Annotated in this window: 22 protein-coding genes; 18 read left to right on the forward strand and 4 right to left on the reverse strand. The window is 67.8% G+C overall.

Annotated features, from left to right (window positions below; translation table 11 throughout):
• Nucleotides 1-2 precede the first annotated feature (2 nt).
• Entirely contained in the window at nt 3-1235 is a 1233-nt protein-coding gene (locus CAL26_RS08070) for a hypothetical protein (RefSeq protein ID WP_094846396.1), read from the reverse strand.
• A gap of 217 nt (nt 1236-1452) precedes the next feature.
• Here CAL26_RS08070 and acs point away from each other — a divergent pair, with 217 nt between their 5' ends.
• From acs to ltaE, 3 genes are read left to right on the forward strand one after another with little or no spacing between them, the layout of a single operon-like run.
• Nucleotides 1453-3432, forward strand: a complete 1980-nt coding sequence (gene acs / locus CAL26_RS08075) for an acetate--CoA ligase (protein WP_094846986.1) — start codon at nt 1453-1455, stop codon at nt 3430-3432.
• 49 nt (nt 3433-3481) lie between these two features.
• The gene (locus tag CAL26_RS08080; RefSeq protein WP_256988190.1) at nt 3482-4387 is read left to right on the forward strand and encodes a DMT family transporter; all 906 of its coding nucleotides are present in this window, start codon (nt 3482-3484) and stop codon (nt 4385-4387) included.
• A 12-nt stretch (nt 4388-4399) separates the two neighbouring features.
• Nucleotides 4400-5416, forward strand: a complete 1017-nt coding sequence (gene ltaE / locus CAL26_RS08085; RefSeq protein WP_094846397.1) for a low-specificity L-threonine aldolase — start codon at nt 4400-4402, stop codon at nt 5414-5416.
• Nucleotides 5417-5430: 14 nt separating this feature from the next.
• Here the strand turns inward: ltaE and CAL26_RS08090 are convergent, their stop codons facing one another.
• The 3 genes from CAL26_RS08090 to CAL26_RS08100 all read right to left on the reverse strand — a co-directional run bounded on the left by CAL26_RS08090 (nt 5431) and on the right by CAL26_RS08100 (nt 9180).
• Complete coding sequence (locus tag CAL26_RS08090; RefSeq protein ID WP_094846398.1) at nt 5431-6324, reverse strand: GntR family transcriptional regulator; 894 nt, start codon at nt 6322-6324, stop codon at nt 5431-5433.
• 337 nt (nt 6325-6661) lie between these two features.
• On the reverse strand, nt 6662-7534 hold the full coding sequence (locus tag CAL26_RS08095) for an NAD-dependent epimerase/dehydratase family protein (RefSeq protein ID WP_094846399.1): 873 nt from the start codon (nt 7532-7534) through the stop codon (nt 6662-6664).
• Nucleotides 7534-9180 carry an electron transfer flavoprotein-ubiquinone oxidoreductase gene (locus CAL26_RS08100; RefSeq protein WP_179283293.1) on the reverse strand — a complete coding sequence of 549 codons (1647 nt, stop codon included), beginning with the start codon at nt 9178-9180 and terminating at the stop codon, nt 7534-7536. The genes CAL26_RS08095 and CAL26_RS08100 overlap by 1 nt, the downstream gene beginning before the upstream one ends.
• Nucleotides 9181-9253: 73 nt before the next feature.
• Here CAL26_RS08100 and CAL26_RS08105 point away from each other — a divergent pair, with 73 nt between their 5' ends.
• The 15 genes from CAL26_RS08105 to CAL26_RS08175 all read left to right on the forward strand — a co-directional run bounded on the left by CAL26_RS08105 (nt 9254) and on the right by CAL26_RS08175 (nt 26028).
• The gene (locus CAL26_RS08105) at nt 9254-9703 is read left to right on the forward strand and encodes an acyl-CoA thioesterase (RefSeq protein ID WP_094846401.1); all 450 of its coding nucleotides are present in this window, start codon (nt 9254-9256) and stop codon (nt 9701-9703) included.
• A 107-nt stretch (nt 9704-9810) separates the two neighbouring features.
• On the forward strand, nt 9811-10509 hold the full coding sequence (locus CAL26_RS08110; RefSeq protein ID WP_094846402.1) for a CoA transferase subunit A: 699 nt from the start codon (nt 9811-9813) through the stop codon (nt 10507-10509).
• Between the two features lie 12 nt (nt 10510-10521).
• Nucleotides 10522-11184: a CoA transferase subunit B gene (locus CAL26_RS08115; RefSeq protein ID WP_094846403.1), complete on the forward strand. Its 663-nt coding sequence runs from the start codon at nt 10522-10524 to the stop codon at nt 11182-11184.
• 181 nt (nt 11185-11365) lie between these two features.
• Nucleotides 11366-12130: an endonuclease/exonuclease/phosphatase family protein gene (locus CAL26_RS08120; RefSeq protein WP_094846404.1), complete on the forward strand. Its 765-nt coding sequence runs from the start codon at nt 11366-11368 to the stop codon at nt 12128-12130.
• Nucleotides 12131-12143: 13 nt separating this feature from the next.
• A complete protein-coding gene (gene clsB / locus CAL26_RS08125; protein WP_094846405.1) occupies nt 12144-13370 on the forward strand; it encodes a cardiolipin synthase ClsB in 1227 nt (408 codons plus the stop codon).
• Entirely contained in the window at nt 13351-14361 is a 1011-nt protein-coding gene (locus tag CAL26_RS08130; protein ID WP_094846406.1) for a lysylphosphatidylglycerol synthase domain-containing protein, read from the forward strand. Before clsB ends, CAL26_RS08130 begins: the two co-directional genes overlap by 20 nt.
• 313 nt (nt 14362-14674) lie before the next feature.
• A complete protein-coding gene (locus CAL26_RS08135; protein WP_094846407.1) occupies nt 14675-15556 on the forward strand; it encodes a MurR/RpiR family transcriptional regulator in 882 nt (293 codons plus the stop codon).
• The gene (locus tag CAL26_RS08140; protein WP_094846408.1) at nt 15553-16530 is read left to right on the forward strand and encodes an isoaspartyl peptidase/L-asparaginase family protein; all 978 of its coding nucleotides are present in this window, start codon (nt 15553-15555) and stop codon (nt 16528-16530) included. The genes CAL26_RS08135 and CAL26_RS08140 overlap by 4 nt, the downstream gene beginning before the upstream one ends.
• Before the next feature lie 45 nt (nt 16531-16575).
• Entirely contained in the window at nt 16576-18522 is a 1947-nt protein-coding gene (locus CAL26_RS08145) for a dipeptide ABC transporter ATP-binding protein (RefSeq protein WP_373454460.1), read from the forward strand.
• 107 nt (nt 18523-18629) lie between these two features.
• Entirely contained in the window at nt 18630-20189 is a 1560-nt protein-coding gene (gsiB, locus tag CAL26_RS08150) for a glutathione ABC transporter substrate-binding protein GsiB (RefSeq protein ID WP_094846409.1), read from the forward strand.
• A gap of 71 nt (nt 20190-20260) precedes the next feature.
• Nucleotides 20261-21181, forward strand: coding sequence for a glutathione ABC transporter permease GsiC (gene gsiC / locus CAL26_RS08155; RefSeq protein WP_086064113.1), 921 nt, complete (start codon nt 20261-20263; stop codon nt 21179-21181).
• A gap of 19 nt (nt 21182-21200) precedes the next feature.
• Nucleotides 21201-22118, forward strand: a complete 918-nt coding sequence (gsiD, locus tag CAL26_RS08160; RefSeq protein ID WP_094846410.1) for a glutathione ABC transporter permease GsiD — start codon at nt 21201-21203, stop codon at nt 22116-22118.
• A 3-nt stretch (nt 22119-22121) separates the two neighbouring features.
• Nucleotides 22122-23294 carry a DmpA family aminopeptidase gene (locus tag CAL26_RS08165; RefSeq protein ID WP_094846411.1) on the forward strand — a complete coding sequence of 391 codons (1173 nt, stop codon included), beginning with the start codon at nt 22122-22124 and terminating at the stop codon, nt 23292-23294.
• A 78-nt stretch (nt 23295-23372) separates the two neighbouring features.
• Nucleotides 23373-24191, forward strand: coding sequence for a M55 family metallopeptidase (locus tag CAL26_RS08170; protein ID WP_094846412.1), 819 nt, complete (start codon nt 23373-23375; stop codon nt 24189-24191).
• 19 nt (nt 24192-24210) lie between these two features.
• On the forward strand, nt 24211-26028 hold the full coding sequence (locus CAL26_RS08175; protein WP_094846413.1) for an aminopeptidase P family protein: 1818 nt from the start codon (nt 24211-24213) through the stop codon (nt 26026-26028).
• The last annotated feature ends 35 nt before the right edge of the window (nt 26029-26063 follow it).

The raw sequence follows: 26063 nt of genomic DNA on the forward strand, positions 1-26063 counted from the left end.
CCCTAGACCCGCATGCGGTCATCCGGACCGGCGGCGGGCCCGCCATAGCCGCGCTGGACATCCATCAGGTCGTCACGAAAATCGCGCCGCGCCCGATCCAGGTCCAGGCGCTGCCCGGCGGCGATGCGGGGCCGCGCCACCTCGCTTTCCCTGCGCAGCGATTCCCAGGCTTTTCTCAGGATATCGAAGGCGGCGCAGGCTTCGCGCTGGTCCTGCGTCAGGTCGTCGTCCGTGTACTGCAGCAGCGCGCCCTGCGCGGCCATGGCCGCCACGTTGTAGTACCAGTGCGCGCTGCCGTCAGGGCCCAGCAGTATCCCGGCATCGCGTGCCGGGCCCACGTGGTAGACGTTCAACGTACGGGCGGCGATCACGTCAGCCAGCGCCTTCAGCAACTGGGCGCCCAGCGGCGCGCCGCGCAAGGTCAGCAGCGCGCGCTGGCAACCATCGCGGTACGCGGCCATGTTGTCGTCCAGATTGAAGCGCAAGCCGACCTGCGCATAGTGGTTCAGCGCGGCATCGGCGACCGGCGCCAGGGCCGCGGGCCGCATCGTATCCAGTAATTGCTGCCGGAACGCCATGGTTTGCGGGTGCAGGTGCACGCGTTCGGCGGGAACCGGCGCACCCGCCGTGAAATGGTTCATCGCGCCCAGCAGCAGTTCGAAGAGGCCGCAGGCGTACTGCTCGCGGAGCGAAAATGGCTCGCGGCCGCTGTGGGCCTGCATCGAGGCGCCGTGCGACAACAGAGTGTCGGGGAGAAGCGCCATATGCAGTCCGCCATGCGCGTCGATCGCCATGCCGGCGTGTTGCGCGCGCGCGGCGCGCGTGACCTTGATGTGGTGGCGCGCCAGCGTGCGCGACAGGTCCGTCAGCAGCAGTTCGCCGGTCCGTGTCGTGCCGATGATGGCCAGGGCTTCCATCAGCGGTTCTTCGTTGCGGCGGATGTCGCCGGCGACATGCAGCTCGAGCGTGGCGCCGATTTCCGGATCGCGCGGGAAGGGGGCAAGGCCCGGCCCGGGCCGCGTCGACGGAGCGGCGCCGGACGGGGGCGCGGCGCGCGTGTCCGGCGCGGCGGAACTGGGCATGGCCGGCGCGGCGCGCCCCAGCGGGTAGCTGATGATCCAGCCGGGTCGCCACGGCGAACCGGGTGGCGTCGGCTGCGGCAACAGCTCCGGGGCATCGAGGCCGTCGGGCGGGATCTGCGAGGCGCCGGCGCCGGCGGGTGGAATCGAATACATGCTGTCTCCATCGATATCAAGGACGCGCCCTGCCATGCCGTGTGATGGCGCGGGACGCGGCTGGGTAGGGCAGGCCGGCCGCCGCGTTCCTGCGAACGGGGTATTCCCCAGGCGAAATGAAGACGGAATAACGGCGCTGCTGCTATCCTTGCGCAGGCATGCCAACTCGCGCATCAAAGAACAACAGAACTACGCGTATCGCCTTCAGGAGACCGCCATGTCGAACGCCATCCAATCCGTGCTGGTAGAAAACCGGGTATTCCAGCCGCCCCAGCGCGCGTCGCAGGGATCCTCCATTCCCAGCATGGAAGCCTACGAAAAGCTGTATCGCGAGGCGGACCAGGACAGCACGAATTTCTGGGCCCGCATGGCGCGTGAAAACCTGGACTGGACCAAGCCGTTCACCCAGGTGCTGGACGACAGCAACCCGCCTTTCTACCGCTGGTTCGCCGATGGAGAACTGAATGTCTCCGCCAACTGCCTGGACAGGCAGGTCCAGAACGGCAACGCCGGCAAGGTCGCCATCATTTTCGAAAGCGACGACGGCAAGGTGGAGCAGGTCACCTATGCCGACCTGCTGGCGCGGGTCTGCCGCTTCGCCAACGGCCTGAAATCGCTGGGCTACAAGAAGGGCGATCGCGCCATCATCTACATGCCCATGTCGGTGGAAGCCGTGGTGGCCATGCAGGCCTGCGTGCGCCTGGGCGTGACCCATTCGGTGGTGTTCGGCGGCTTTTCCGCCAAAAGCCTGCAGGAACGCATCGTGGATGTCGGCGCGTCGCTGGTCATCACGGCCGACGAGCAGGTGCGCGGCGGCAAGGTCATTCCCCTGAAGCCCGCCGTCGAGGAAGCCTTCAACATGGGCGGCTGCGACGCCGTGCGGCAGGTCATCGTCTACCGCCGCACCGGCGGCCAGGTGGCCTGGAACGCGGACCGCGACCTGTGGATGCACGACGTCGCCGCCGACCAGCCGGACACCTGCGATCCCGTGCCGGTGGAAGCCGAGCACCCGCTGTTCATCCTGTACACCTCCGGTTCGACCGGCAAGCCCAAGGGCGTGCAGCATGCCTCCGCCGGGTATCTGCTGTGGGCCTTGCTGACGGTGAAGTGGACCTTCGACGCGCGCGCCGACGATGTCTACTGGTGCACCGCCGACGTCGGCTGGATCACGGGGCACTCGTACATCGCCTACGGACCGCTGGCCGCCGGCTTGACGCAAGTCGTGTTCGAAGGCGTGCCCACCTATCCGAACGCCGGCCGCTTCTGGGACATGATCGCGCGGCACAAGGTGACCACCTTCTATACCGCGCCGACCGCCATCCGTTCCCTGATCAAGGCGGCCGACGCCAATCCCGATACGCATCCCAGCCGCTACGACCTGGGCAGCCTGCGCATCCTGGGCACCGTCGGCGAACCCATCAATCCGGAAGCCTGGATGTGGTATCGCAAGAATGTGGGCAACGAGCGCTGCCCCATCGTCGATACCTGGTGGCAGACGGAAACCGGCGGCCACATGATCACGCCGCTGCCGGGCGCGACGCCGACCAAGCCGGGGTCGTGCACGCTGCCGCTGCCGGGCGTCGCGGCGGCCATCGTCGACGAGACGGGCGCCGACGTCGATCGCGGCAATGGCGGCTTCCTGGTGATCAAGAAACCCTGGCCCGCGATGATCCGCAATATCTGGGGCGACCCGGAGCGATTCAAGAAAAGCTATTTCCCGTCGGAGCTGCGCGGCTATTACCTGGCCGGCGACGGCGCGCAGCGCGACGCCGACGGCTACTTCTGGATCATGGGCCGTATCGACGATGTGCTGAACGTTTCCGGCCATCGGCTGGGCACCATGGAAGTCGAGTCCGCGCTGGTCGCGCATCCCCTGGTGGCGGAAGCCGCGGTGGTGGGACGTCCCGACGATACGACGGGCGAAGCCGTGGTGGCCTTCGTGGTGCTCAAGCGTGCCCGTCCGGAAGGCGCCGAAGCCACGGAAATCGCGCGCCAGCTGCGCGACTGGGTCGGCAAGGAAATCGGTCCCATCGCCAAGCCCAAGGACATCCGCTTCGGCGACAACCTGCCCAAGACGCGTTCGGGCAAGATCATGCGCCGCCTGTTGCGCGTGGTCGCCAAGGGCGAGGAAGTCACGCAGGACGTGTCCACGCTGGAAAACCCGCAAATCCTGGAGCAACTGGCAAAGCCGGTGTAGCCGACGACATGGGGCCATGGCGCCACGGCGCCGGCCCCGGTGAGGAAAAATGAAAGCGCGACACGGCGCGGTCGACGGCGTCGCATGGGCGCTGATGGTCATCACCGTCCTGACCTGGGCGGGCAGCTGGATCGCCATGAAAATGGTGGTCCCCTATATCGGCCCCTTCGATTTCGTGGTCGTGCGCTACGTCTGCGGCGGCGCCGTGCTGCTGGCCGTCGCCCTGGCGACGCGGCGCCGGCTGTCCATGCCATCCTGGCGCGACACCGTGGCCGTGGGACTGACGCAGACGGCCGCCTTCCAGGGCGTGGTGCAGACCGCGCTGGTGCATGGCGGGGTGGCCAAGGTGTCCCTGATGGCCTACACCATGCCCTTCTGGGTGGTGCTGTTCGGCTGGCTGCTGCTGGGCGAAAGACCCACGCAGCGGCATTGGCTGGGCATCGCGCTGGCCGCCTTGGGCCTGGTCTGTATCATCGAACCCTGGAACCACGTGGGCGATAACCTGAGCGTGCTGCTGGGCATCACCGGCGGGCTGTTCTGGGGCCTGGGCACGGTGCTGGCCAAGCGCGGATTCAACCGCCATCGGCCCGATATCGTCGTCTTCACCGGCTGGCAGATGTTCATCGGCGGCGTCGCCATGGTCCCCTTGGCGCTGGCCGTGCCGCAGATCGCCACGGTCTGGAATACGCAGTTGGTGTGGGGCATGGCGTATATCATCCTGGCGGCATCCGCCGCGGGGTGGCTGCTGTGGCTGATCGTCGTGCGGCGGGTGCCGGCGTCGGTGGCCGGCATGTCCAGCCTGGGCACCCCCGTGATCGCGGCGCTGCTGGCCTGGCCGATCTTCGGCGAAAAGCCCGCGCCCGTCGAAGGCGTGGGCATGGTCCTGATACTGTGCGGCCTGATCGTGGTCGCGCGCGCGGCGGGCCGCTCGCCGCCGCGTCCCATACCGGCATGAAAGGAAACTGAGATGATAGATTTGCGCAGCGACACCGTGACGCGCCCCAGCGCCGCCATGCGCGCCGCCATGATGGCCGCGCCCGTGGGCGACGATGTCATGGGCGACGATCCCACCGTGCAGCGCCTGCAGGCCGAAGTGGCCGCGCGCGCCGGCAAGGAGGCCGCGCTGTACTTTCCGTCCGGCACGCAGAGCAATTTGGCTGCCATCATGGCGCACTGCGGCCGCGGCGACGAATACCTCGTGGGACAGTTGGCCCATACCTACAAGTACGAAGGCGGCGGCGCGGCCGTGCTGGGCAGCGTTCAGCCGCAGCCCATCGAACACGCGGCGGATGGCAGCCTGCCCCTGGACAAGCTGCGCGCCGCCATCAAGCCCAAGGGCGATCCGCACTTCGCCCGCACCCGCATGCTGGCCCTGGAGAATACCTTCCACGGGCAGGTCATACCGCAGGCCTATGTGGAGGAAGCCGCCGCCTTTGCCCGGGGCCATGATCTGGCGGTGCATCTGGACGGGGCCCGCGTCTTCAATGCCGCCGTGGCGTCCGGCCTGGACGTGGCCGAGGTGTGCCGGCCCTTCGATTCCGTCTCCATCTGCTTTTCCAAGGGACTGGGCGCGCCGGTGGGTTCGGTGCTGACCGGCAGCCGTGACGTGATCGCCGCCGCCACCCGCTGGCGCAAGGTGCTGGGCGGCGGCATGCGCCAGGCTGGAATCCTCGCGGCCGCCTGCCTGCATGCGCTGGACCATCACGTCGAACGCCTGGCGGAAGACCATGCCAATGCCGAACGCCTGGCCGAGGGCCTGCGCCAGGTGGGGCAGCTCAAGGTGCTGCGCCAGTCCACCAACATGGTGTTCATCGATGTCCCCGGACGGCACTGCGAAGCGCTGACGGCATACGCCCGGTCGCGCGGGGTGCTGATGATGGCCGCCTACGGCGGCCCGACCCGGCTGGTCACCCACATGGATGTATCGCGCGAAGACATCGACACCGTGATCGCCGCCGTCAAGAGCTATTTCGCCGATGCCTGAGCCGGCTCGGGACGTCAGGGCTCTCGCATGACCCGCAGCAGGTGGTGGCGCATGAGCGCCGCCGCCCAGTCGCGGTCATCGTCTTCCAGGGCCTGAATGATGGCCAGGTGGCATTCGATGGACGGCAGGAAGCGCGGTGAACTGCGCACGAAGGCACTGCGGTCCTCGAGCCGGCGCAACTGGTTCTGCTGCTGGATTGCCTGCAGGAAAAACCGATTGCCGCAGAATCGCGCCAGCGTTTCATGGAAATCCGCATTCAAGTTGAAGAACACCTCGGGCGGCAAGTCGGCCACGGCGCTGTCCCGCAGCACCGCTTCATGGGCGGTGCGTAGCCGCCGCAGTATCGCGGGGTCGGCCTTGAACGTAGGCTGCAGCAGGGCGGCGCATTCGACCGCGGCGCGGAATCGATAGCTTTCCAGCCGCGCTTCGCATTCCGCCAGAGAATGGGTAAAGCGCCAGCCGTGGCCCTGGCGCTTTTCGATCAGCGCCTCGGCGCTCAGCCTCACCAGGGTCTTGGCCAGTACGCTGCGCGTGACGTCGTAGCGCTGCTGCAGGTCACGGTCCGTGAAGCTGTCCGGGATCAGGCGATCGGCGCGGTCCTGGATCAGCCGGCTGTACAGCTCGTCGGCCGTCATGCCCGACGCCTGCAGCAGCGGCGGCGTCTTGCCATCGGCGATTTCGCCGACGTAGTAGCCGCTGCTGGGCCGCGCTTCGATGAAGCGTTCGGCGGCCAGCAGCTTCAGCGCCGCCCGCACGGGCGTGCGGGACACCTGGTAGCGCTTGGCCAGGGATTCTTCCGACAGATGCGTGCCGGGCTGGTGGATGTGCGAAATGATGTCGCTGGCGATGCGGCGAGCCAGATCGACTTGCAGCCCTGTCGGCCGCGAGGCGTGTTTCTCGACCTGCATAGTGCTCCCTGATCGACCACAGCTGCATGCGAACGGCCTACCGCGTATTTTTATCGTGCGACCACGCAGGCGCGGTCGTGGGGTTGCGGAACAGAAGGGGAGTAACGGCGCTTCGTGTGGGCAGAATACGCGCAATACGGCGGGATGGCGACACCGCGGCGCGGCTTTTGGGATTCTCGCAACACCGGCCGCGGGCGGGTGGCGCGGCAGGGCGCACAGTTACGCGGGCGGGCAGGGCGGACAGTCAGGCGGGCGGGCAGGGCGGACAGTCAGGCGGGCGGGCAGGGGAGCGGGCACGCGGATAGGCGGCCGGGGGCCGGCGGACGTTCTTGGGGGCTTATCGCGCGGCCAGCAGGGCGGCGTAGCCGTCCCGCGAGTCCGGCCAGGCCAGTTCGTAGCCGCTGGCGCGCAGCCGGGCGTTGCGCAGTTTCTTGCTGCCGATGCCGCCGGGCGGCGGACCTTCCGCGGGCCGTGGGCAGCCGAGCAGGTCCGCCAGATGGTCGTACAGGACGTCGATGGGCAGCGGGGTATCATCGCTGCCCACGTAGACGGGCTGGGCGTCCGGCAGCATCAGGAGGTGCGCGATGGCGCCCGCGGCGTCGTCGGCATGCATGCGGTTGGCCCAATGGGGCGTATCCCTGGGCACGCGCGCCTGGCCGGCGCGCAGCCGGTCCAGCAGTTGCAGGCGCCCGAGGCCGTACAGGCCGGACAGGCGCAGCACCGTGGCCGGCAGGCCTTGCGCCAGCAGCCACCGTTCGGCTTCCAGCAGCACGGCGCCGTTCATGCCGGGCGGGGCGGGCGGGGTGGCTTCATCCACCCAATCGCCGCCATGATCGCCATAGACGGCGGATGAGGAGACGAATACCAGGCGGCGCAGGCTGCGCTGGTCCAGTCGCTGGACCACATTGCGCAGGCCTTCGATGAATACGGCGCGATACGCGGTTTCCTCGCGGCGGCCGGGGCTGAGCGCGACCACCACGCGGGTGGGGTCGGCGGGCAGCGCCCGCAGCGTTTCCGGGCGGGTGACGTCGGCGGCCAGCCAGTCGATGCCGGGGGAGGCGGCCTCGGGAGGATGGCGGCGCACCGCCACGATCCGGGCCGGCGGCGCGGGCAGCTCCCGCAGCCGTCGCGCCACACGCTGCCCCAGGTCGCCGCCACCCACGAGCAGGATGCGTTCGTCGCGGCCCGGCGCGCTGGTGGCGGTGTCCATCACATCCCGTTGTAGACGGGGCCTTCGCCGCCCTGGGGCGCTACCCACACGATGTTCTGCGTGGGATCCTTGATATCGCAGGTCTTGCAGTGCACGCAGTTCTGCGCGTTGATCTGCAGGCGGTCGGCGCCGTGGTCGTCCTTGACGAACTCGTACACCGCGGCCGGGCAATAGCGGGCCTCGGGGCCGCCATATTTGGCCAGGTTCACCGCCACCGGCACGCTGGGGTCCTTCAGCGTCAGGTGCACGGGTTCGTTCTCGTCATGGTTGGTGTTGGAAATGAACACCGAGCTGAGCCGGTCGAAGGTCAGCTTGCCATCCGGTTTCGGATAATCGATCCGCGCGCACTGCGAAGCCGGCTGCAGACAGGCGTAGTCAGGCTTGGTGCGATGGATGGTCCAGGGGAAGTTCCCCTTGAGCAGCCATTGCTCGATGCCCGTCATCACGGTCGCCAGCGTGCGGCCCTTCTTGAACCATTGCTTGAAATTGCGCGCCTTGTGCAGTTCTTCGCGCAGCCAGGACGATTCGAAGGCGGTCGGATAGGCTGCCAGCACGTCCTGGCGGCGGTCGGCCAACACGGCCTGGAAGGCGGCTTCCGCGGCCATCGCCCCGGACTTGATCGCGGCATGGCTGCCCTTGATGCGCGGCGCGTTCAGGAAGCCCGCTTCGCAGCCGACCAGCGCGCCGCCCGGGAACGCCAGCTTGGGCAGGGACAGCAGCCCGCCGGCCGTCAACGCCCGCGCGCCATAGGCGATGCGCTTGCCGCCTTCGAAGGTGGGGCGGATCGCCGGATGGGTCTTGTAGCGCTGGAATTCCTCGAACGGCGACAGCCAGGGATTCGCGTAGTCCAGCCCGACGACCATGCCCACGGCCACCAGGTTGTTGTCCAGGTGGTAAAGGAAGGAGCCGCCGTAGGTATCGGAATCCAGGGGCCAGCCGGCCGTGTGCACCACCAGCCCGGGATGGGACTGGGCCGGATCGACTTCCCACATTTCCTTGATGCCGATGCCGTAGCTTTGAGGATCCCGGCCTTCGTCCAGGCGGAAGCGTTCGATCAGCTGCCGGCCCAGCTGGCCGCGCGAGCCTTCGGCGAACAGCGTATAGCGCGCCAGGAGTTCCATGCCGGGCTGGTAGTTGGCGGTGTGGGTGCCGTCGCGGGCCACGCCCATGTCGCCGGTGACCACGCCGCGCACCGCGCCCTTATCGTCGTAGAGCAGGCCGGCGGCCGCGAAGCCCGGGAAAATATCCACGCCCAGGGCTTCGGCCTGTTCGCCCAGCCAGCGCACCACGTCGCCCAGCCGCACGATGTAATTGCCTTCGTTGCGGAAGCAGTCCGGCAGCAGGAAGTGCGGCGTGACGCGGGCGCCGGTCTGGCTCAGGAACATGAACTTGTCCCGCGTGACCGGCACGTTCAGCGGCGCGCCTTTTTCCTTCCAGTCGGGAATCAGCTCGGTCAGCGCCCTCGGATCCATCACGGCGCCGGACAGGATGTGGGCGCCCAGTTCCGCGCCTTTTTCCAGTACGCAAACGCCGATTTCATGGTTTTTTTCCGCGGCCAGCTGCTTGAGCCGGATGGCGGCGGCCAGGCCGGCGGGTCCGCCGCCGACGACCACCACGTCGTATTCCATCGATTCCCGATCTGACATGCGCCTTGTCCCCTGATGCGATGTGGGCTGGAAGTATGATTTGGATCAACCCCGGATTGTATTGCAGCTCTCCATGACCGCCTCCGACACCCCCATACTCCCCCCCGGCAGCACCCACGTCGTCGAAATGCCCCTGCGCTGGGGCGACTCCGACGCCCTCAACCATCTGAACAACACGCTGTACTTCCGCCTCATGGAAGAAGCGCGCATGCAGATACTGTATGGCGCCGGACTCACGCTGCCGGCCGATGCCGGGCCCATCCTGGCCCACGCATCCTGCGATTTCCTGCGCCCCCTGACGTATCCGGCGTCCGTGCGGGTCACGCATACCCTGACCCGGGTCGGCCGATCCAGTATCGAATTCGAACTGACGCTGGACAAGGTCGGCGACGCGCGCGGCCCGTATGCGCGCGGCCGCAACGTGCTGGTCTGGCTGGACTACGTGGGCAATCGCCCCGAGCCTTGGCCGGCGCAGGTCCTGTCCAGGCTGGCGGAAATCCTGCGGCCGCCCCAGGCCGGATAGATCCCCGTAAAATCGACCGCGTCGCGAGATGCATAACGTCAGCGACCGCCCGCGCCGCCGATAGGGGGGCCGGGCAGGTACTTAATCCCTAAACTGGAGCTGGAGCGATGGACAAGGTTTACGCGAGCGCCGCGGAGGCGCTGGCCGGCGTCGTCAAGGACGGCCAATTGATCGCCGTTGGAGGCTTCGGCCTGTGCGGTATTCCTGAAGCCCTGATCGCCGCCCTGCGCGATACCGGCGTCAAGAACCTGACATGCATCAGCAATAACGCCGGCGTCGACGGTTTCGGGCTGGGCCAGCTGCTGGCCACCCGGCAGATCCGCAAGATGATCGCTTCCTACGTTGGCGAAAACAAGGAATTCGAACGGCAGTACCTGGCGGGCGAGCTCGAGCTCGAATTCACGCCCCAGGGCACGCTGGCCGAAAAGCTGCGCGCCGGCGGCGCCGGCATTCCGGCCTTCTATACGCGTACCGGCGTGGGCACGCTGGTGGCCGAAGGCAAGGAAACGCGCGAATTCGACGGCCAGACCTACATCATGGAACGTGCGCTGTTGCCCGATGTATCGCTGGTCAAGGCCTACGCGGCCGATCGCACCGGCAACCTGATCTTCCGCAAGACGGCGCGCAACTTCAATCCCAACGTGGCGATGGCCGGCAAGGTCACCATCGTCGAAGTGGAAAAGCTGCTGGATACCGGCGATATCGATCCGGATCAGGTGCACCTGCCCGGGATCTTCGTGCATCGCATCGTGGTCAACGCCAATCCGGAAAAGCGCATCGAGCAGCGCACCGTCCGCACCGCTTGAGGAGAAACAATCATGGCATGGACTCGTGACGAAATGGCCGCGCGCGCGGCCCGCGAACTGCAGGACGGCTTCTATGTGAACCTGGGCATCGGCATGCCGACCCTGGTCGCCAACCATGTGCCGCCGGGCATCGAGGTCTGGCTGCAATCCGAAAACGGCTTGCTGGGCATCGGGCCTTTCCCGACCGACGACCAGGTCGACGCCGACCTGATCAACGCCGGCAAGCAGACGGTGACGACGCTGCCGGGATCGTCGATTTTTTCTTCGGCCGACTCCTTCGGCATGATCCGGGGCGGCAAGATCAACCTGGCCATCCTGGGCGCCATGCAGGTCTCCGAAAAAGGCGACCTGGCCAACTGGATGATTCCCGGCAAGATGGTCAAGGGCATGGGCGGGGCCATGGACCTGGTGGCCGGGGTAGGGCGCGTGGTCGTGCTGATGGACCACGTGGCGCGCAAGAAGGACGGTACGGAAGACTTCAAGCTGCTGCCCGAATGCACCCTGCCGCTGACGGGCGTGGGCGTGGTGGACCTGATCATTACCGACCTGGGCGTGCTGGAAGTCGGTCCCAAGGGCCTGAAGCTGGTCGAGCTGGCGCCCGGGGTGTCGGTGGAGGAAATCAAGGCCAAGACGCCGGCCGCGCTGGACACCAGCGGGGTGAAGGCGGCCGCCTAGCGGTCCGGCCGGGGCGCCAGCGCCACCGCGGCCGCGCTCGGCTGGCCGGGCGGGCGGGCGGTTCGGCTCCCCGGCTGCGTGCGGCATAGGAAAACGGTCCCTGCGGGGACCGTTTTTTTTGCCCTTACTGTCGGGCACGCTATTTGCCTACGGGGAACACCCAATCCGACCGTGGGACGGTATGTCTGTTGCGAATGCCCCGCTCGCCCTGAAAGTCCTGACCGTGAACACCCATAAGGGTTTCACGTTCTTCAATCGCAAATTCATCCTGCCGGAGTTGCGCGACGCCGTCCGGGCGGTGGCGCCGGACCTCGTGTTCCTGCAGGAAGTGCTGGGCGCGCATGAGGCCCATGCCGCGCGCTTCAAGGGCTGGCCGGAAACCTCGCAGTACGAGTTTCTGGCGGACAGCATCTGGAAGGACTTCGCCTACGGTCGAAACGCGGTGTATCCGCATGGCCATCATGGCAATGCGGTCCTGTCCAAATTTCCGATCGTGCATTACGAAAACATGGATGTCTCCGTTGGCAACCACGAAAAGCGCGGGCTGCTGCATTGCGTGATCCAGCCGCCCGACCGCGAGCGCCGGCTGCATGCGATCTGCGTGCACCTGGGCCTGCAGGAAAAGCACCGGCAGCAGCAGCTGGATCTGTTGTGCGAGCGTGTGGATCGGCATACCGCGGATGGCGAGCCGGTGGTCATCGCCGGCGACTTCAACGACTGGCGGCTGCGGGCGCATGGCAAGCTGAGCCGCTGCGCGGGATTGAAGGAGGTATTCGTCGCCACGCAGGGCGTGGCCGCGCGCACCTTCCCCGCCCGCTGGCCCCTGTTGCGCCTGGACCGCATCTACGTGCGCAACACGGCCCGCTTCCGCCCGCTGGCCCTCGCCACCCGTCCCTGGACCCATCTGTCCGATCACGCGCCCTTGGCCGCGGAGGTGGTGATATGAGGAGGATCCCGCGATGAGCGCTAGATGGATTCCTGGCAACGCCTTCAAACTCCTGGAAAACGGCGAGGCCTACTATCCGCGGGTGTTCGAAGTCATCGAGCAGGCGCAGGCCGAAGTCCTGGTGGAAACCTTCATCCTGTTCGACGACAAGGTCGGGCAGGGCTTGCGCCGCGTGCTGATAGCCGCCGCGCAGCGCGGGGTGCGCGTCAGCCTGCTGATCGACGGCTACGGCTCGGAAAGCCTGTCCGAGGAATTCCTGGGCGGCATGCTCCGCGCCGGCGTCAGCGTGCGCGTGTTCGACCCGCGCGCACGGGTGTTCGGCTTGCGCACCAATGTATTCCGCCGCATGCACCGCAAGATCGTCGTGGTCGACGGGGAAACCGCCTTCATCGGCGGCATCAACTTTTCCGCCGACCACCTGGGCGATTTCGGCCCGCAGGCCAAGCAGGACTACGCGGTCGAGATACAGGGTCCCATCGTCACTGAAATCCATCGTTTCGCCCGCCGCACCGTCGACCCGAAAAAGCGCGGCCGCTGGTGGCCGCGCCGGGCGCAGCAAAATCCCGCCGAGCGGCATGCCGGCAAGGCCGAGGCCATGTTCGTGGTGCGCGACAACGTTCGCCACCACACCGACATCGAACGGCACTATCGCGCCGCCATCCGCCTGGCCCAGCACGAGGTGACCATCGCCAACGCCTATTTCTTCCCCGGCTACCGCTTGCTGCGCGACCTGCGCAACGCCGCCCAGCGCGGGGTGCGCGTGCGCCTGATCCTGCAGGGCGAACCCGACATGCCCATCGTCAAGGTGGCCGCCGGCATGCTCTACGATCACCTGACGGCGGCGGGCGTGCAGATCTACGAGTATTGCAAGCGGCCGCTGCACGGCAAGGTCGCGTGCGTGGACGGCACCTGGGCCACGGTCGGATCGAGCAATCTGGACCCGCTCAGCCTTGCCCTGAACCTGGAAGCGAACGTCATGATCCGCGATGCGGAGTTCGCATCCTTCCTGCGTGAGCGGCTGGAATGGCTGATGGAAAACCATTGCCGGCACCCCGAGCCCGCGCCCCCGGGCAGCCGCAAGCTGCGGCGCCTGCTGTGGGGCATCTTCGTCTACCACTTCCTGCGCCGCTTCCCTTCCTGGACCGGCTGGCTGCCCGCGCACAAACCCCGTCTACTCACGGTGGCCCCGCCGCCGATCGCCACCGAATCAGAGGAAACGCATGAGCAGCGAACAGCTTAGCGCCGCGGCCCCGCGCCAGGGCGGCTTCATGCAGGGGCTGCGCGCGCGCTGGCCCCTGCTGCGCAAGATCATCTTCATCGCCTTCGCCCTGCTGGTGATCGGCCTGCTGGTGAACCTGGCCCGCGACGTGGAGTGGGAAAAGGTGATGGAGGCGGTGCGGGCCAATACCTGGCCCGTCCTGTTGCGCGCGTGCGGCGTTGCCGTCGCGAGCTACCTGATCTATGCCTGTTTCGACCTGCTGGCGATTCCCTACCTGGGCCACAAGATTCCCCCGCTCCGGGTGATGGCGGTGGGCATCGTCGCCTATGCCTTCAACCTGAACATGGGGTCGCTAATCGGCAGCGTGGGCTTCCGTTTCCGGCTGTACTTGAAGATGGGACTGCAGGCCGCGGAAATCACCCGCATCGTCGGCCTGAGCCTGACCACCAACTGGCTGGGTTATTTCTGGGTGGCCGGCGGCCTGTTCGCCTGGGGCGTCCTGCCGATCCCGGACAACTGGAATATCGGGGCAGGGGCACTGCGCGTGATCGGCGCGGCCATGGTGCTCGCCGCCGTGGCCTATGTGGCGCTGTGCGCGTGGTCGCGGCGCCGGTCCTGGACCATCCGGGGGCACGAGATATTCCTGCCGTCCGGCAAGGTCGCCCTGGCGCAGAGCGTGCTGGGCAGCGCCTGCTGGATGTCGATCGGCATGGTGGTCTGGACCCTGATGCGCCACGACGTGTCCTATGCCCTGGTGCTGGGGGTGCTGCTGCTGAGCGGCATCGCCGGCGCCGTCACCCATATTCCCGGCGGCCTGGGTGTGGTGGAGGCCGTATTCGTCGCCATGTTGTCGGGACAGGTCCCGCACTACGAAATCCTGGGCACGCTGCTCACCTACCGGGCGGTCTACTACCTGGGGCCCTTCGCCATCGCGGCCGTGCTGTATTTCATCCTGGAAGCCGGCATACGCAAGGGGGCGAACCTGCCTCCGGCACCCGACTCCGCGCGCTAGCGGCGGGCTGGTCCGCCGGGCCGGCGGCCGGGCTGACGGCGGGGACGTGGTCCGGCCGCGTCCACGCCCGGTTTTTCCACTTGAAACCATGCCAGACGGCGCCCCTCCCGGGCGCCGTTCTGTTTCATGCTGCACTGCGGCAGGGGTAAACCCGAGTGTGAAAATTTATTTTCATGAATAAAATGGCGGGCGAAATCCATTTACATCTGCGGTTCCTCAACGGTCCTGTCCCGCTCCCGATCTGCCTCGCGCCCAGGCGCGCATCCGCCCTCCACCCGGGGGGACGCCGCCCGCCACGAACGCTCCCGCCCGCATGAACCAGCCCGCCGTCACCATCGCCGATCGCATCGCGAACGCCCAGCCCACGCTCAGCCCGACGCAGCATCGGCTGGCGGAATACGTGCTGGCGCACCAGTTCCGGGCGGCGACGATGACCATCGACGAGTTCGCCGCGGCGAATGGGGTGTCGGTCGCCACCGCCAACCGCTTCGCCCGTACGTTGGGCCTGCCGGGGTATCCGCAGTTCCGCGCCGAGCTGGCGCGCGGTTTCGAGTCCGCGCTGGCGCCCGTGGAAAAACTGCGTACGCGCCTGGCGCATCCGGCCACCGCGGCGGAAGTCTTCGCCGCTTCGCTGCAGGAAGACGCGCGCAATGCGGAGCGTTCGCTGCAATCGCTGGACGCCGCCGCCTGCGAGCGGGCCGTGGACGCCGTGCTGGCCGCGCGGCGCATCTATATCGTCGGTTTCGGCGCCAGCGGCTTCCTGGCCGGATTGATGCATCGTTCGCTGTTCATGCACTGCGACGTGGTCGAGTCGCTGGCCGGCCCGGGCGGCGTGTCCCAGGCCGCGCGCCGCCTGCCGCGCATGAAGCCGGACGACCTGATGGTCGTCATCGGCTTTCCCCGCTACGTCAACGACACCGTGACGCTGGCTGCCGCCGCCAGGGAAGCCGGCGTCCCCGTGCTGGCGCTCACGGACAAGCCCACGTCGCCGCTGGCCCCGCTGGCCACCGTCGCGCTGTACGCGCACGCCGAGCGCCAGTTGTTCGCGAATTCCGAGACGGCGGCGCTGGGCCTCATCGAGGCGCTGGCCGCCGCGGTGGCCTTCCGCGCCAAAGACTCGGTCGCCTCCGCGCTGGAGGCCACCCAATCCATCATGCCGTGGCTGCTCCACGGCTCAGGAGAAAGAAAGCGATGATCCAACCCGTAGTGGCCATCCATGGCGGCGCCGGCACCATGTCGCGCGCGTCGATCTCGCCCGAACAGGAGCGCGAGTACCTGGATGCCTTGAACGAGATCCTGGCGGCTGCCCAGGCCGTGCTGGCGCGCGGCGGCAGCGCCCTGGACGCGGTGACGGAAGCCGTCACGCGCCTGGAAGACTGTCCGCTCTTCAATGCCGGGCATGGCGCCGTCTACACCAGCGCCGGCACGCACGAGCTTGATGCGTCCATCATGGACGGCGCCACGCTGCGATCCGGCGCGATCGCCAACGTGAATTGCGTGCGCAACCCGGTGCTGGCGGCACGCCGCGTCATGGAGCACAGCAAGCACGTGTTCTTCGTCGGACAGGGCGCCGAGGCGTTCGCGCGCGAGCAGGGCCTGGACATCGTCGACCCATCCTATTTCTCGACGCCGGCGCGCTATGAACAGCTGCTGCGCGTGCAGCGCGAACAGCCCGGCGCGGCGGTGCTGGACCATGATGGACAAGCCATGGTGGCGGGCGTGCAGCCCGCCGCGGCGCCCATCGATCCCGACCGCAAGTTCGGCACCGTGGGCGCCGTGGCCCTGGATGCGCAAGGCAACCTGGCGGCCGCGACGTCCACCGGCGGCGTCACGAACAAGCAGGTGGGTCGCGTGGGCGATGCGCCGCTGATCGGCGCCGGCTGCTACGCCGCCAATGCGACCTGCGCGGTGTCGACGACCGGTACCGGCGAAATGTTCATCCGCATGGTGGCCTCCTACGACGTGGCCGCGCAGATGGAATACCGCGGCGCCACGCTGGAAGAAGCCGCCCATTCCGTCGTACATGACAAGCTGCCGCGCATCGGCGGCAAGGGCGGCCTGATCGCGGTCGATGGCCAGGGCAACGTATCGCTGACCTTCAATACCGAAGGCATGTATCGCGGCCATGCCCGCGTGGGCGAAGCGCCGGTGGCCGCCATCTATCGATGACGCGGCGACGGGCGCCATGAGTGTAATGAGTTTCAGGGGATGAATATGGCCGACAGCATGATGGACGCGCGGGCGACGACCCGTCGCGACGATCGGCCGGCAATGCCGGAGAGCCGCGTGGTGCAGGTGCGTGACCTGACCGTGCGGTTCGCGACCGCGGAGCGTACCGTCGAGGCCGTGCGCGACCTGTCCTTCCACGTGGACCGGGGCGAAACCCTGGCCATCGTGGGCGAGTCGGGATCGGGCAAGTCGGTGACTTCGCTCGCGCTGATGCGCCTGGTGGAACACGGCGGCGGCCGCATCGCGCAGGGCAGCCTGTTGCTGCGGCGGCGCGCGGGCCAGGTCATCGAACTGGCGGGCGCCAGCCAGCGCGAGATGCGCGGCGTGCGCGGCGCCGACATGGCGATGATTTTCCAGGAGCCGATGACGTCGCTGAATCCGGTCTTCACCGCCGGCGACCAGATCGCGGAATCCATCCGCCTGCACCAGGGCAAGGATCGCGCGGCCTCGCGCGCCGAAGCGCTGCGCATGCTGGAACAGGTTCGTATTCCGGAAGCGCGTTCCATCATGGATCGCTATCCGCACCAGCTGTCGGGCGGCATGCGCCAGCGCGTGATGATCGCGATGGCGCTGGCCTGCAAGCCGGCGCTGCTGATCGCCGATGAACCGACCACCGCGCTGGACGTGACCATCCAGGCGCAGATCCTGCAGCTGATCCGCGCGCTGCAGGAAGAAATGCATATGGGGGTGGTGTTCATCACGCACGATATGGGCGTGGTGGCGGAAGTCGCCGACCGGGTGCTGGTGATGTACCGCGGCGACAAGGTGGAAGAGGGGCCGTCGACCGACATCTTCGGCGCGCCGAAGCACCGCTACACCCAGGCATTGCTGTCGGCCGTGCCCCGGCTGGGCTCCATGCGCGGCACGGATCTGCCGGAGCGCTTCGAGCTGGTGCGCATGGATGCCGGTTCGACGATCGCCGCCGCCGATGCGGCCGCGGACGCGGCGGCCGATGCCGCGGCGGACGGTGACGCGCTGGCCGCCGACGCGACGGCCAGGGAACCCATCCTCAGCGTCCGCGACCTGGTCACGCGTTTCGATCTGCGTGGCGGTATCCTGAGCCGTGTGCGCGGCCGCGTGCACGCGGTGGAAAAGGTCAGCTTCGATCTTTATCCGGGAGAAACGCTGGCGCTGGTCGGCGAATCCGGCTGCGGCAAATCCACCACCGGACGCTCGCTGCTGCGCCTGACCGAAAGCCAGGGCGGCAGCATCAAGCTGGAAGGCCGCGACATCGGCAAGCTCAAGGGCGCGGAACTGCAAGCCTTGCGCCGCGATATCCAGTTCGTGTTCCAGGATCCCTTCGCGTCGCTCGATCCGCGCGTCACGGTCGGCTTTTCCATCATGGAGCCGCTGCTGGTGCATGGCGTGGCGAGCGGCAAGGAAGCGGAGCGCCGCGTGGCCGAACTGCTGGAGCGCGTCGGCCTGCCGGCGGCGATGGCGCAGCGCTACCCGCACGAGTTTTCCGGCGGCCAGCGGCAGCGCGTCTGCATCGCCCGCGCGCTGGCGCTGAATCCCAAGGTCGTGATCGCCGACGAATCGGTGTCGGCCCTGGACGTCTCCATCCAGGCGCAGATCGTCAATCTGCTGATCGACCTGCAGCGCGACCTGGGCGTGGCCTTCCTGTTCATTTCGCACGATATGGCGGTGGTCGAACGCATCAGCCACCGCGTGGCGGTGATGTACCTGGGCCAGATCGTCGAGATCGGCCCGCGCCGCGCGATTTTCGAGAACCCCCAGCACGCGTACACCAAGAAGCTGATGGCCGCCGTACCGATCGCCGATCCGGCGCGGCGCCACCTGAAGCGCACGCTGCTGACCGAAGAAATACCCAGCCCGATCCGCAGGCCCGGCGACGAGCCGGTGGTCGCGCCGCTGGTGAATGTCGGACCGGGACACTACGTGGCCCGGCACGCCGTGGGCGGCCGGTATTGAGGCCGTCCAGCCGCTCGTCCTGCGGCATCGTTTTCCTCCGTTGTCGTGTTTTCCTCCGTTGTCGTTTTAGTCCACCCACTCTCCTTTCACCCTCAGGAGTGCATCACATGAAAGCATTGCGCCCCACCCGTCTGATGGCCGCCGCGGCGCTGGCCTTCGGCGTCGCCGCGTCGCCCCTGGCGCACGCGACGAAGGATGTGACCTTTGCCGTTTCCATCGCCCTGGAAACGCTCGATCCCTACAACACCAACAGCACCCTGAACCAGGCCGCCGGCAAGGCGTACTACGAAGGCCTGTTCGAATTCGACAAGGACCTGAAGATCCAGCCCGTGCTCGCCACCGGCTACGAAGTCAGCCCCGACGGCCTGGTCTACACGATCAAGCTGCGCCAGGGCGTCAAGTTCCAGGACGGTACGGACTTCACCGCGGACGCCGTCAAGGCCAACTTCGACCGCGTCTCGAACCCCGAGAACCGCCTGACCCGCTACACGCAGTTCAACCAGGTCGAGAAGACCGAAGTGGTCGATCCGTACACCGTGCGCATCACGCTGAAGCGTCCGTTCTCGGCCTTCATCAATGCGCTGGCCCACCCGGCCGCCATGATGATCTCGCCCGCCGCGCTGAAGAAGTGGGGCAACAAGGACATCGGCTTCCACCCCGTGGGCACCGGCCCCTTCGAGTTCGTCGAATGGAAACCGGCCGAATACCTGAAGGTCAAGAAGTTCGACGGCTACTGGCGCAAGGGCTATCCCAAGGTGGATACGCTGACCTTCCGCACGGTCACCGACAACAACACCCGCGCCGCCGTGGTGCAGACGGGCGAAGCGCAGTTTGCCTTCCCGGTGCCCTACGAGCAGGCCGCCACGCTGGCCAAGAACGACAAGATCGACGTGGTCGATCGCAAAAACTCGATCATGGCCCGCTATGTGTCGATGAACGTGCAGCAGAAGCCCTTCGACAATCCCAAGGTGCGCCAGGCGATCAACTACGCCATCAACAAGGAAGCGCTGATCAAGGTGGCCTATGCCGGCTACGCCAGCGTGTCCACCGGCGTGATCCCGCAGGGCGTCGAGTACGCCTACCTGATCGACAAGAAGGGCTGGGGCTACGATCCGAAGAAGGCGCGCGAACTGCTGAAGGAAGCCGGCTATCCCAACGGTTTCGAAAGCACCCTGTGGTCGGCCTATAACGACGGCACTTCGCAGAAGATCGTCCAGTTCCTGCAGCAGCAGCTGGCCCAGGTCGGCGTCAAGGTGTCGGTCGAGGTGCTGGAATCCGGCCAACGCGTGCAGCGCGTGCAGCAGGTGCAGAAGCCCGAGGACGCCAAGGTCCGCATGTACTACGCGGGCTGGTCGTCGTCCACCGGCGAAGCCGACTGGGGCCTGCGTCCGCTGCTGGCCACCGAAGCCTTCCCGCCGCAGCTGAACAACACGGCCTACTACTCGAACCCCAAGGTGGACGACGACATCAAGAAAGCCTTGACCACCACCAACAAGGACGAGAAGACCGCCCTGTACAAGGACGCGCAGCAGACCATCTGGAACGATGCGCCGTGGGCCTTTCTGGTCACGCAGGGCAACGTGTACGTGAAGTCGAAGAACCTGAGCGGCGTGTACGTGATGCCCGACACCAGCTTCTGGTATGGCGACGTCGATCTGAAGCAATAAAGGCAGTGCAATAAGCGCAGTGCAGTAACCCACCGCGCGGATGCTCCGGCATCCGCGCGCAGGAAATCCTTATGCTTACCTACATCGTCAAGCGCCTTCTGGGCATGATACCCACGCTGCTGCTGGTCATCGCGGTGGTGTTCATGTTCGTCCACATGCTGCCCGGCGACCCGGCGCGGCTGGCGGCGGGCCAGGACGCCGACGAACAGACAGTGCAACTGGTGCGCCAGGAACTCGGGCTGGACCTGCCCCTGCCGCAACAGTTCGTCCGCTATTTCACGCACATGCTGCAGGGCGACCTGGGCGTGTCCCTGCGCAGCAAGCGCCCCGTCAGCACCGAGATCGCCGACCGCTTCATGCCGACGCTGCTGCTGACCATGACCAGCATGGTGTGGTCCGTGCTGTTCGGCATGGTCATCGGCATCGCGTCCGCCGTCTGGCGCAACCGCTGGCCGGACCGCCTGGGCATGACGCTGGCCGTGTCGGGCATTTCCTTCCCCGCGTTCGCGCTCGGGATGATGATGATGCAGGTGTTTTCGGTGCAGCTGGGCTGGCTGCCGACCATAGGCGCGTCCAGCTGGAAACACTACATACTGCCTTCCATCACGCTGGGCGCGGCCGTGGCGGCCGTGATGGCGCGGTTCACGCGCGCGTCCTTCGTCGAAGTCATACAGGAAGACTTCGTGCGCACCGCGCGCGCCAAGGGCCTGGCCGAATCGGTGGTGGTGGCCAAGCACACGCTGCGCAACGCCCTGATCCCGGTCGTCACCATGATGGGCCTGCAGTTCGGTTTTCTGCTGGGCGGCTCCATCGTCGTCGAGACCGTGTTCAGCTGGCCCGGCCTGGGCGCGCTGCTGGTCGACGCCGTGACGCAACGCGACTATCCCGTGATCCAGGGCCTGGTGCTGCTGTTCTCCCTGGAATTCATTCTGATCAACCTGGTGGTGGACGTGCTGTATGGCGTGATCAACCCCAGCATCCGGTACAAGTGAGGCGGCCATGTCGCAACCCATGACGCAACTCGACAACACCGCCGCCGCCGGCGCCGCGACCGCCGCCGTGCCGGCCGGCGCCGAAGCCGTGCGCACGCCGTTCACGGAATTCTGGCGCAAGTTCAAGAAGCAGCACCTCGCCATGGGCGCGGGTATCTTCGTGTTGCTGCTGGTCGTGGTGGCCGCGCTGGCGCCATGGATCGTCCCCTTCGACGCCGAGAACTATTTCGACTACGACAATCTGAACGCCGGTCCGTCGCTGGTGCACTGGCTGGGCGTGGACGCGCTGGGCCGCGACATCTTCAGCCGCATCCTGATGGGCGCGCGCATTTCGCTGGTCACGGGCTTCGTCTCGGTGGCGCTGGGCGCGGCCGTGGGCACCTTCCTGGGCCTGATGGCGGGCTACTACGAAGGCTGGTGGGAACGCGTCAGCATGCGGCTGTCGGACGTGCTGCTGGCCTTCCCCGGCATGCTGCTGGCGATCGGCGTGGTGGCCATCCTGGGCTCCAGCATGGTCAACGTGGTGGTCGCGGTGGCGGTGTTCAGCGTGCCGGCCTTCGCCCGCCTGGTGCGCGGCAACACGCTGTCCATCAAGCACATGACCTACGTGGAAGCCGTGCGCAGTATCGGCGCGTCGGACTGGACCATCATCATGCGGCATATCCTGCCCGGCACGATATCGCCCATCGTCGTCTACGGCACCATGCGCATCGGCACCTCCATCATCACGGCGGCCAGCCTGTCCTTCCTGGGCATGGGCGCGCAGCCGCCCACGCCGGAGTGGGGCGCGATGCTGAACGAGGCGCGCGCGGATATGGTGACGTCGCCGCACATCGCGGTGTTCCCGGCGCTGGCCATTTTCCTGACCGTACTGGCGTTCAACCTGCTGGGGGACGGCCTGCGCGACGCGCTGGATCCCAAGATCGATCGGCGCTGATCCATGGCCACGGACATGACGGCAGGCAGCGGCGCGGCGAAGCCGGCCCGCGCCGGCGAGCAGCCCCGCGTCGGCACGCTGCCTTCGGGCGCGCTCGACACCATCTGCGACGTCGCCGGCGTGGCGGTGGGCCATGCGACGCTGGCGCGCGGCGCCACCCAGACCGGTGTGACGGTCGTGCGCCCGCACGCCGGCGATCCCTATCGGGACAAGGTGCCGGCCGGACTGGCGGTGTTGAATGGCTTCGGCAAGAGCATCGGCCTGGTGCAGGTGGAAGAGCTCGGCCTGCTGGAAACGCCGATCGCGCTGACCAATACCTTCGCGGTCGGCACCGTGGCCAACGCCCAGATCCGCCAGGCGGTGGGCGCCAATCCGGAAATCGGCCGAGCCTGGCCGACGGTGAACCCGCTGGTGTTCGAGTGCAATGACGGCTATCTGAACGACATCCAGGCCATGGCCGTGGCCGAGTCCGACTACGTGGCCGCCCACGGCGCCGCGTCGGCCGATTGCGCGCAGGGCGCCGTCGGCGCGGGCCGGGGGATGTCCTGCTTCGGTTTCAAGGGCGGCATCGGCAGCGCGTCGCGGATGACGCGCCCGGCGGACGGCCGGTCCTGGACGGTAGGCGCCCTGGTGCTGGCGAATTTCGGCCGCCGGCCCCTGCTGACGGTCGCCGGGCGGCCCTTCGGGCAGTGGCTGGAGCGCGATCGCGCGCTGGGCCCCCAGGCAGGCAGCGCGGCCGCGGCGGGGCAAGACGCCACGATGGCGGATCCCGCCGACGGCGCCGCCACGGCAGGCGCGGAAAAGGGTTCCATCATCCTGCTGCTGGCGACCGATGCGCCGCTGGACGCCCGCCAGCTGCGCCGCCTGGCGCTGCGGGCCGGTGCCGGCCTGGCCCGCACAGGTTCCGTATTCGGCCACGGCAGCGGCGACATCGCGCTGGCCTTCTCCACGGCCTATACCGTGCCGCACCTGGCGGACCGCGGCATGCCGGCGATCGCCATGCTCCATGAAACCCGCATCGATCCGCTGTTCGAGGCGGCCGCCGAAGCGATCGAGCAGGCCATCCTGCACGCGCTATGGCGCGCGGACGGCGTTACCGGCCGCGACGGCCATGCCAGGGCGGCCCTGCGCGACGCGATTCCCGCCTGGCGGGAATGGCTGGACGGCCGGCCCTGAACACGGGGCCCTGAGCGCCGAGCCCTGAGCGCCAGGCCAGGATATCGACCTACAAAAAGCACCTACAGGAAGCTTTTCATGCGCATACTCGTTTCCACCGACATCGAGGGCGTCGCCGGCGTCTTCCATTCCCAGCAGGTCACCGCCGGCAACGCCGAATACGAGCGTGCCCGCGCCTGGATGACGGGCGAAGCCAACGCGGCGGTCGCCGGCGCCTTCGAAGGGGGCGCCGATGACGTGCTGGTCAACGACTCGCACGGCGGTTTTCGCAATCTGCTGCCCGACGGCATCGACGAACGCGCCCGGCTGGTGCTGGGCAAACCGCGCTACCTGGGCATGATGGGCGGACTGGAAGAGCCCTGCGACGCGGTCTTCATGATCGGTTACCACTCGCGTGCCCAGGGCCGTGGCGTGCTCGCCCACACCATCAACGGTTTTTCCTTCGCCAAGGTCCGCATCAACGGCATGGAGCTGGGCGAAGCCGGGCTCTACGGCGCGCTGGCGGGCGAACTGGGCGTCCCGGTCGCCCTGGCCAGCGGCGACGATGTCTTCATCGGCGAAACCCGCGAGCTGTTTCCCGGCGCGGCCTGGGTCCAGACCAAGATCGCGCGCGGGCAGGGCAGCGGCGTATCGCTGTCGCCGGCGGCCGCGCGCGCGGCCATCCGCGACGCCGCGCGCCAGGCCATGGACAATATCGGCAGCCTCAAGCCCTGGCGTATCGAGCCGCCTATAGAATGCGTGCTGCAGACCCAGAACCCGGCGCTGGCCGACCTGTTCTGCACCTGGCCCGCGCTGGAGCGCGTGGACGGCGTAACGCTGCGCTTCACCACCGACAGCATGCAGGCCGCCATACGCACGCTCAACAGCCTGGCCGCCATGTCATTCATGCTGCGCTGACCGCGCCCCAAGGATTTCCATGCCGCATACCGACACCCGTATCGCAGCGCTGCGCCACGCCATGGCCGCGCGCGGCCTGACGGCCTACGTCGTCCCGTCCGCCGATCCCCACCTGTCCGAATACCTGCCGGCGCGCTGGCAGGGGCGGCAATGGCTGTCCGGCTTCACCGGTTCGGTGGGGACCCTGGTCGTCACCGCGGATTTCGCCGGCCTGTGGGTGGACAGCCGCTATTGGGTGCAGGCGGAAGCGCAACTGGCGGGCACCTGTGTCAGCCTGATGAAGCTGGGCGATCCGTCCGTGCCGGCGCACCCTGAATGGCTGGCGGCGCATTGCAAGGCGCGGGCCGCCGCCGGGCAGGCCGCGGTCGGCGCGGACGGCCAGGTGTTGTCGCTGGCCGCGCACCGGGTGCTGGCCGACGCGGTGACCGCCGCGGGCGGCCGCCTCGATATCTCCCACGACCTGCTGGCCGACATCTGGCCGGACCGCCCGGGATTGCCGGCGGCGCCGGTGCGCGAGCACCTGCCGCCTTACGCCTGCGTGACGCGCGCCGACAAGCTGGCGCGCGTCCGCGCGGCCATGCGGGCCAAGGGTGCGACGGCCCACCTGATCAGCTCGCTGGACGATGTCGCGTGGCTGTTCAACCTGCGCGGCGCCGATGTGGACTACAACCCGGTCTTCGTCGGCCATGCGCTGATCCTGGCCGACCGCGCCGAACTGTACACCGCGGCCGGCAAGATCGACGCCGCCCTGGCGCAACGCCTGGGCGCCGATGGCGTCGCCATCCGCCCCTACGACGCCTACGCGCAGGCCCTGGCCGGGCTGCCGGCGGACGCGGCGGTCCTGGTGGATCCGGCGCGCACCACGGTCGGCGTGCTGGCGGCGCTGCCCGCCACCGCGCGCCGCGTGGAAGCCATCAACCCGAGCACCCTGGCCAAATCCCGCAAGACCGATGACGAACTGGCCCATGTACGCGCGGTCATGGAGCAGGACGGCGCCGCCCTCTGCGAATTCTTCGCCTGGTTCGACGCCGCCGTGGGGCGCGAAGCGATCACCGAGCTGACCATAGACGAAAAGCTGAGCGCCGCCCGCCGGCGCCGCCCCGGATTCGTCTCGCTCAGCTTCGGCACCATCGCGGCCTACAACGCCAATGGCGCCATGCCGCATTACCGCGCCACCCCGGAGTCGCACGCCGCCATCGAAGGCGACGGTCTTCTGCTGATCGATTCGGGCGGCCAGTACGAAGGCGGCACCACGGACATCACCCGGGTCGTCGGCGTCGGGCGCCCCACGGCCGAGCAGAAGCGCGATTTCACCCTGGTGCTGAAAGGCATGATCGCGCTGTCGCGCGCCCGTTTTCCGCGCGGCGTGCTGTCGCCGATGCTCGACGCCATCGCGCGCGCGCCCATCTGGGAAGGCGGCGCGGAATACGGCCATGGCACCGGCCATGGCGTGGGCTACTTCATGAACGTGCACGAAGGGCCGCAGGTGATCGCGCACCGCGCCCAGGCCACGCCCCATACCGCCATGGAGCCCGGCATGATCACGTCCAACGAGCCGGGCATCTACCGGCCGGGACGCTGGGGCGTGCGGATCGAGAACCTGGTCTGCAACCGGCCCGCGCAGACCACGGAGCTGGGTGAATTCCTGGCGTTCGAGACGCTGACGCTGTGTCCCATCGATACGACCTGCATCCTGGCGGACATGCTGCGGCCGGACGAGATCGCCTGGCTGGACGGCTATCACGCCCAGGTGCGCGAGCGCCTGCTGCCGCACGTCGACGGCGCCGCCCGGGAATGGCTGTTGGCGCGCACGCGGGCGCTGGCCACGGCGGAGTAGGCGAGCCCCGGGGGCCGCGCGGGCGGCCGCCGTTG

The sequence above is a fragment of the Bordetella genomosp. 9 genome, assembly GCF_002261425.1.
Classification (GTDB): domain Bacteria; phylum Pseudomonadota; class Gammaproteobacteria; order Burkholderiales; family Burkholderiaceae_B; genus Bordetella_C.

Bases quoted from the DNA above. Each gene is read 5' to 3' on its own strand.
- CAL26_RS08130 (WP_094846406.1), top strand. From the start codon at position 13,351: ATGAGCAGCGAACAGCTTAGCGCCGCGGCCCCGCGCCAGGGCGGCTTC.
- CAL26_RS08110 (WP_094846402.1), top strand. From the start codon at position 9,811: ATGGACAAGGTTTACGCGAGCGCCGCGGAGGCGCTGGCCGGCGTCGTC.
- CAL26_RS08175 (WP_094846413.1), top strand. From the start codon at position 24,211: ATGCCGCATACCGACACCCGTATCGCAGCGCTGCGCCACGCCATGGCC.
- gsiC (WP_086064113.1), top strand. From the start codon at position 20,261: ATGCTTACCTACATCGTCAAGCGCCTTCTGGGCATGATACCCACGCTG.
- gsiB (WP_094846409.1), top strand. From the start codon at position 18,630: ATGAAAGCATTGCGCCCCACCCGTCTGATGGCCGCCGCGGCGCTGGCC.
- CAL26_RS08140 (WP_094846408.1), top strand. From the start codon at position 15,553: ATGATCCAACCCGTAGTGGCCATCCATGGCGGCGCCGGCACCATGTCG.
- CAL26_RS08120 (WP_094846404.1), top strand. From the start codon at position 11,366: ATGTCTGTTGCGAATGCCCCGCTCGCCCTGAAAGTCCTGACCGTGAAC.
- CAL26_RS08170 (WP_094846412.1), top strand. From the start codon at position 23,373: ATGCGCATACTCGTTTCCACCGACATCGAGGGCGTCGCCGGCGTCTTC.
- CAL26_RS08095 (WP_094846399.1), bottom strand. From the start codon at position 7,534: ATGGACACCGCCACCAGCGCGCCGGGCCGCGACGAACGCATCCTGCTC.
- CAL26_RS08135 (WP_094846407.1), top strand. From the start codon at position 14,675: ATGAACCAGCCCGCCGTCACCATCGCCGATCGCATCGCGAACGCCCAG.
- CAL26_RS08080 (WP_256988190.1), top strand. From the start codon at position 3,482: ATGAAAGCGCGACACGGCGCGGTCGACGGCGTCGCATGGGCGCTGATG.
- ltaE (WP_094846397.1), top strand. From the start codon at position 4,400: ATGATAGATTTGCGCAGCGACACCGTGACGCGCCCCAGCGCCGCCATG.
- acs (WP_094846986.1), top strand. From the start codon at position 1,453: ATGTCGAACGCCATCCAATCCGTGCTGGTAGAAAACCGGGTATTCCAG.
- CAL26_RS08115 (WP_094846403.1), top strand. From the start codon at position 10,522: ATGGCATGGACTCGTGACGAAATGGCCGCGCGCGCGGCCCGCGAACTG.
- CAL26_RS08100 (WP_179283293.1), bottom strand. From the start codon at position 9,180: ATGTCAGATCGGGAATCGATGGAATACGACGTGGTGGTCGTCGGCGGC.
- gsiD (WP_094846410.1), top strand. From the start codon at position 21,201: ATGACGCAACTCGACAACACCGCCGCCGCCGGCGCCGCGACCGCCGCC.
- CAL26_RS08165 (WP_094846411.1), top strand. From the start codon at position 22,122: ATGGCCACGGACATGACGGCAGGCAGCGGCGCGGCGAAGCCGGCCCGC.
- CAL26_RS08145 (WP_373454460.1), top strand. From the start codon at position 16,576: ATGGCCGACAGCATGATGGACGCGCGGGCGACGACCCGTCGCGACGAT.
- clsB (WP_094846405.1), top strand. From the start codon at position 12,144: ATGAGCGCTAGATGGATTCCTGGCAACGCCTTCAAACTCCTGGAAAAC.
- CAL26_RS08105 (WP_094846401.1), top strand. From the start codon at position 9,254: ATGACCGCCTCCGACACCCCCATACTCCCCCCCGGCAGCACCCACGTC.
- CAL26_RS08090 (WP_094846398.1), bottom strand. From the start codon at position 6,324: ATGCAGGTCGAGAAACACGCCTCGCGGCCGACAGGGCTGCAAGTCGAT.
- CAL26_RS08070 (WP_094846396.1), bottom strand. From the start codon at position 1,235: ATGTATTCGATTCCACCCGCCGGCGCCGGCGCCTCGCAGATCCCGCCC.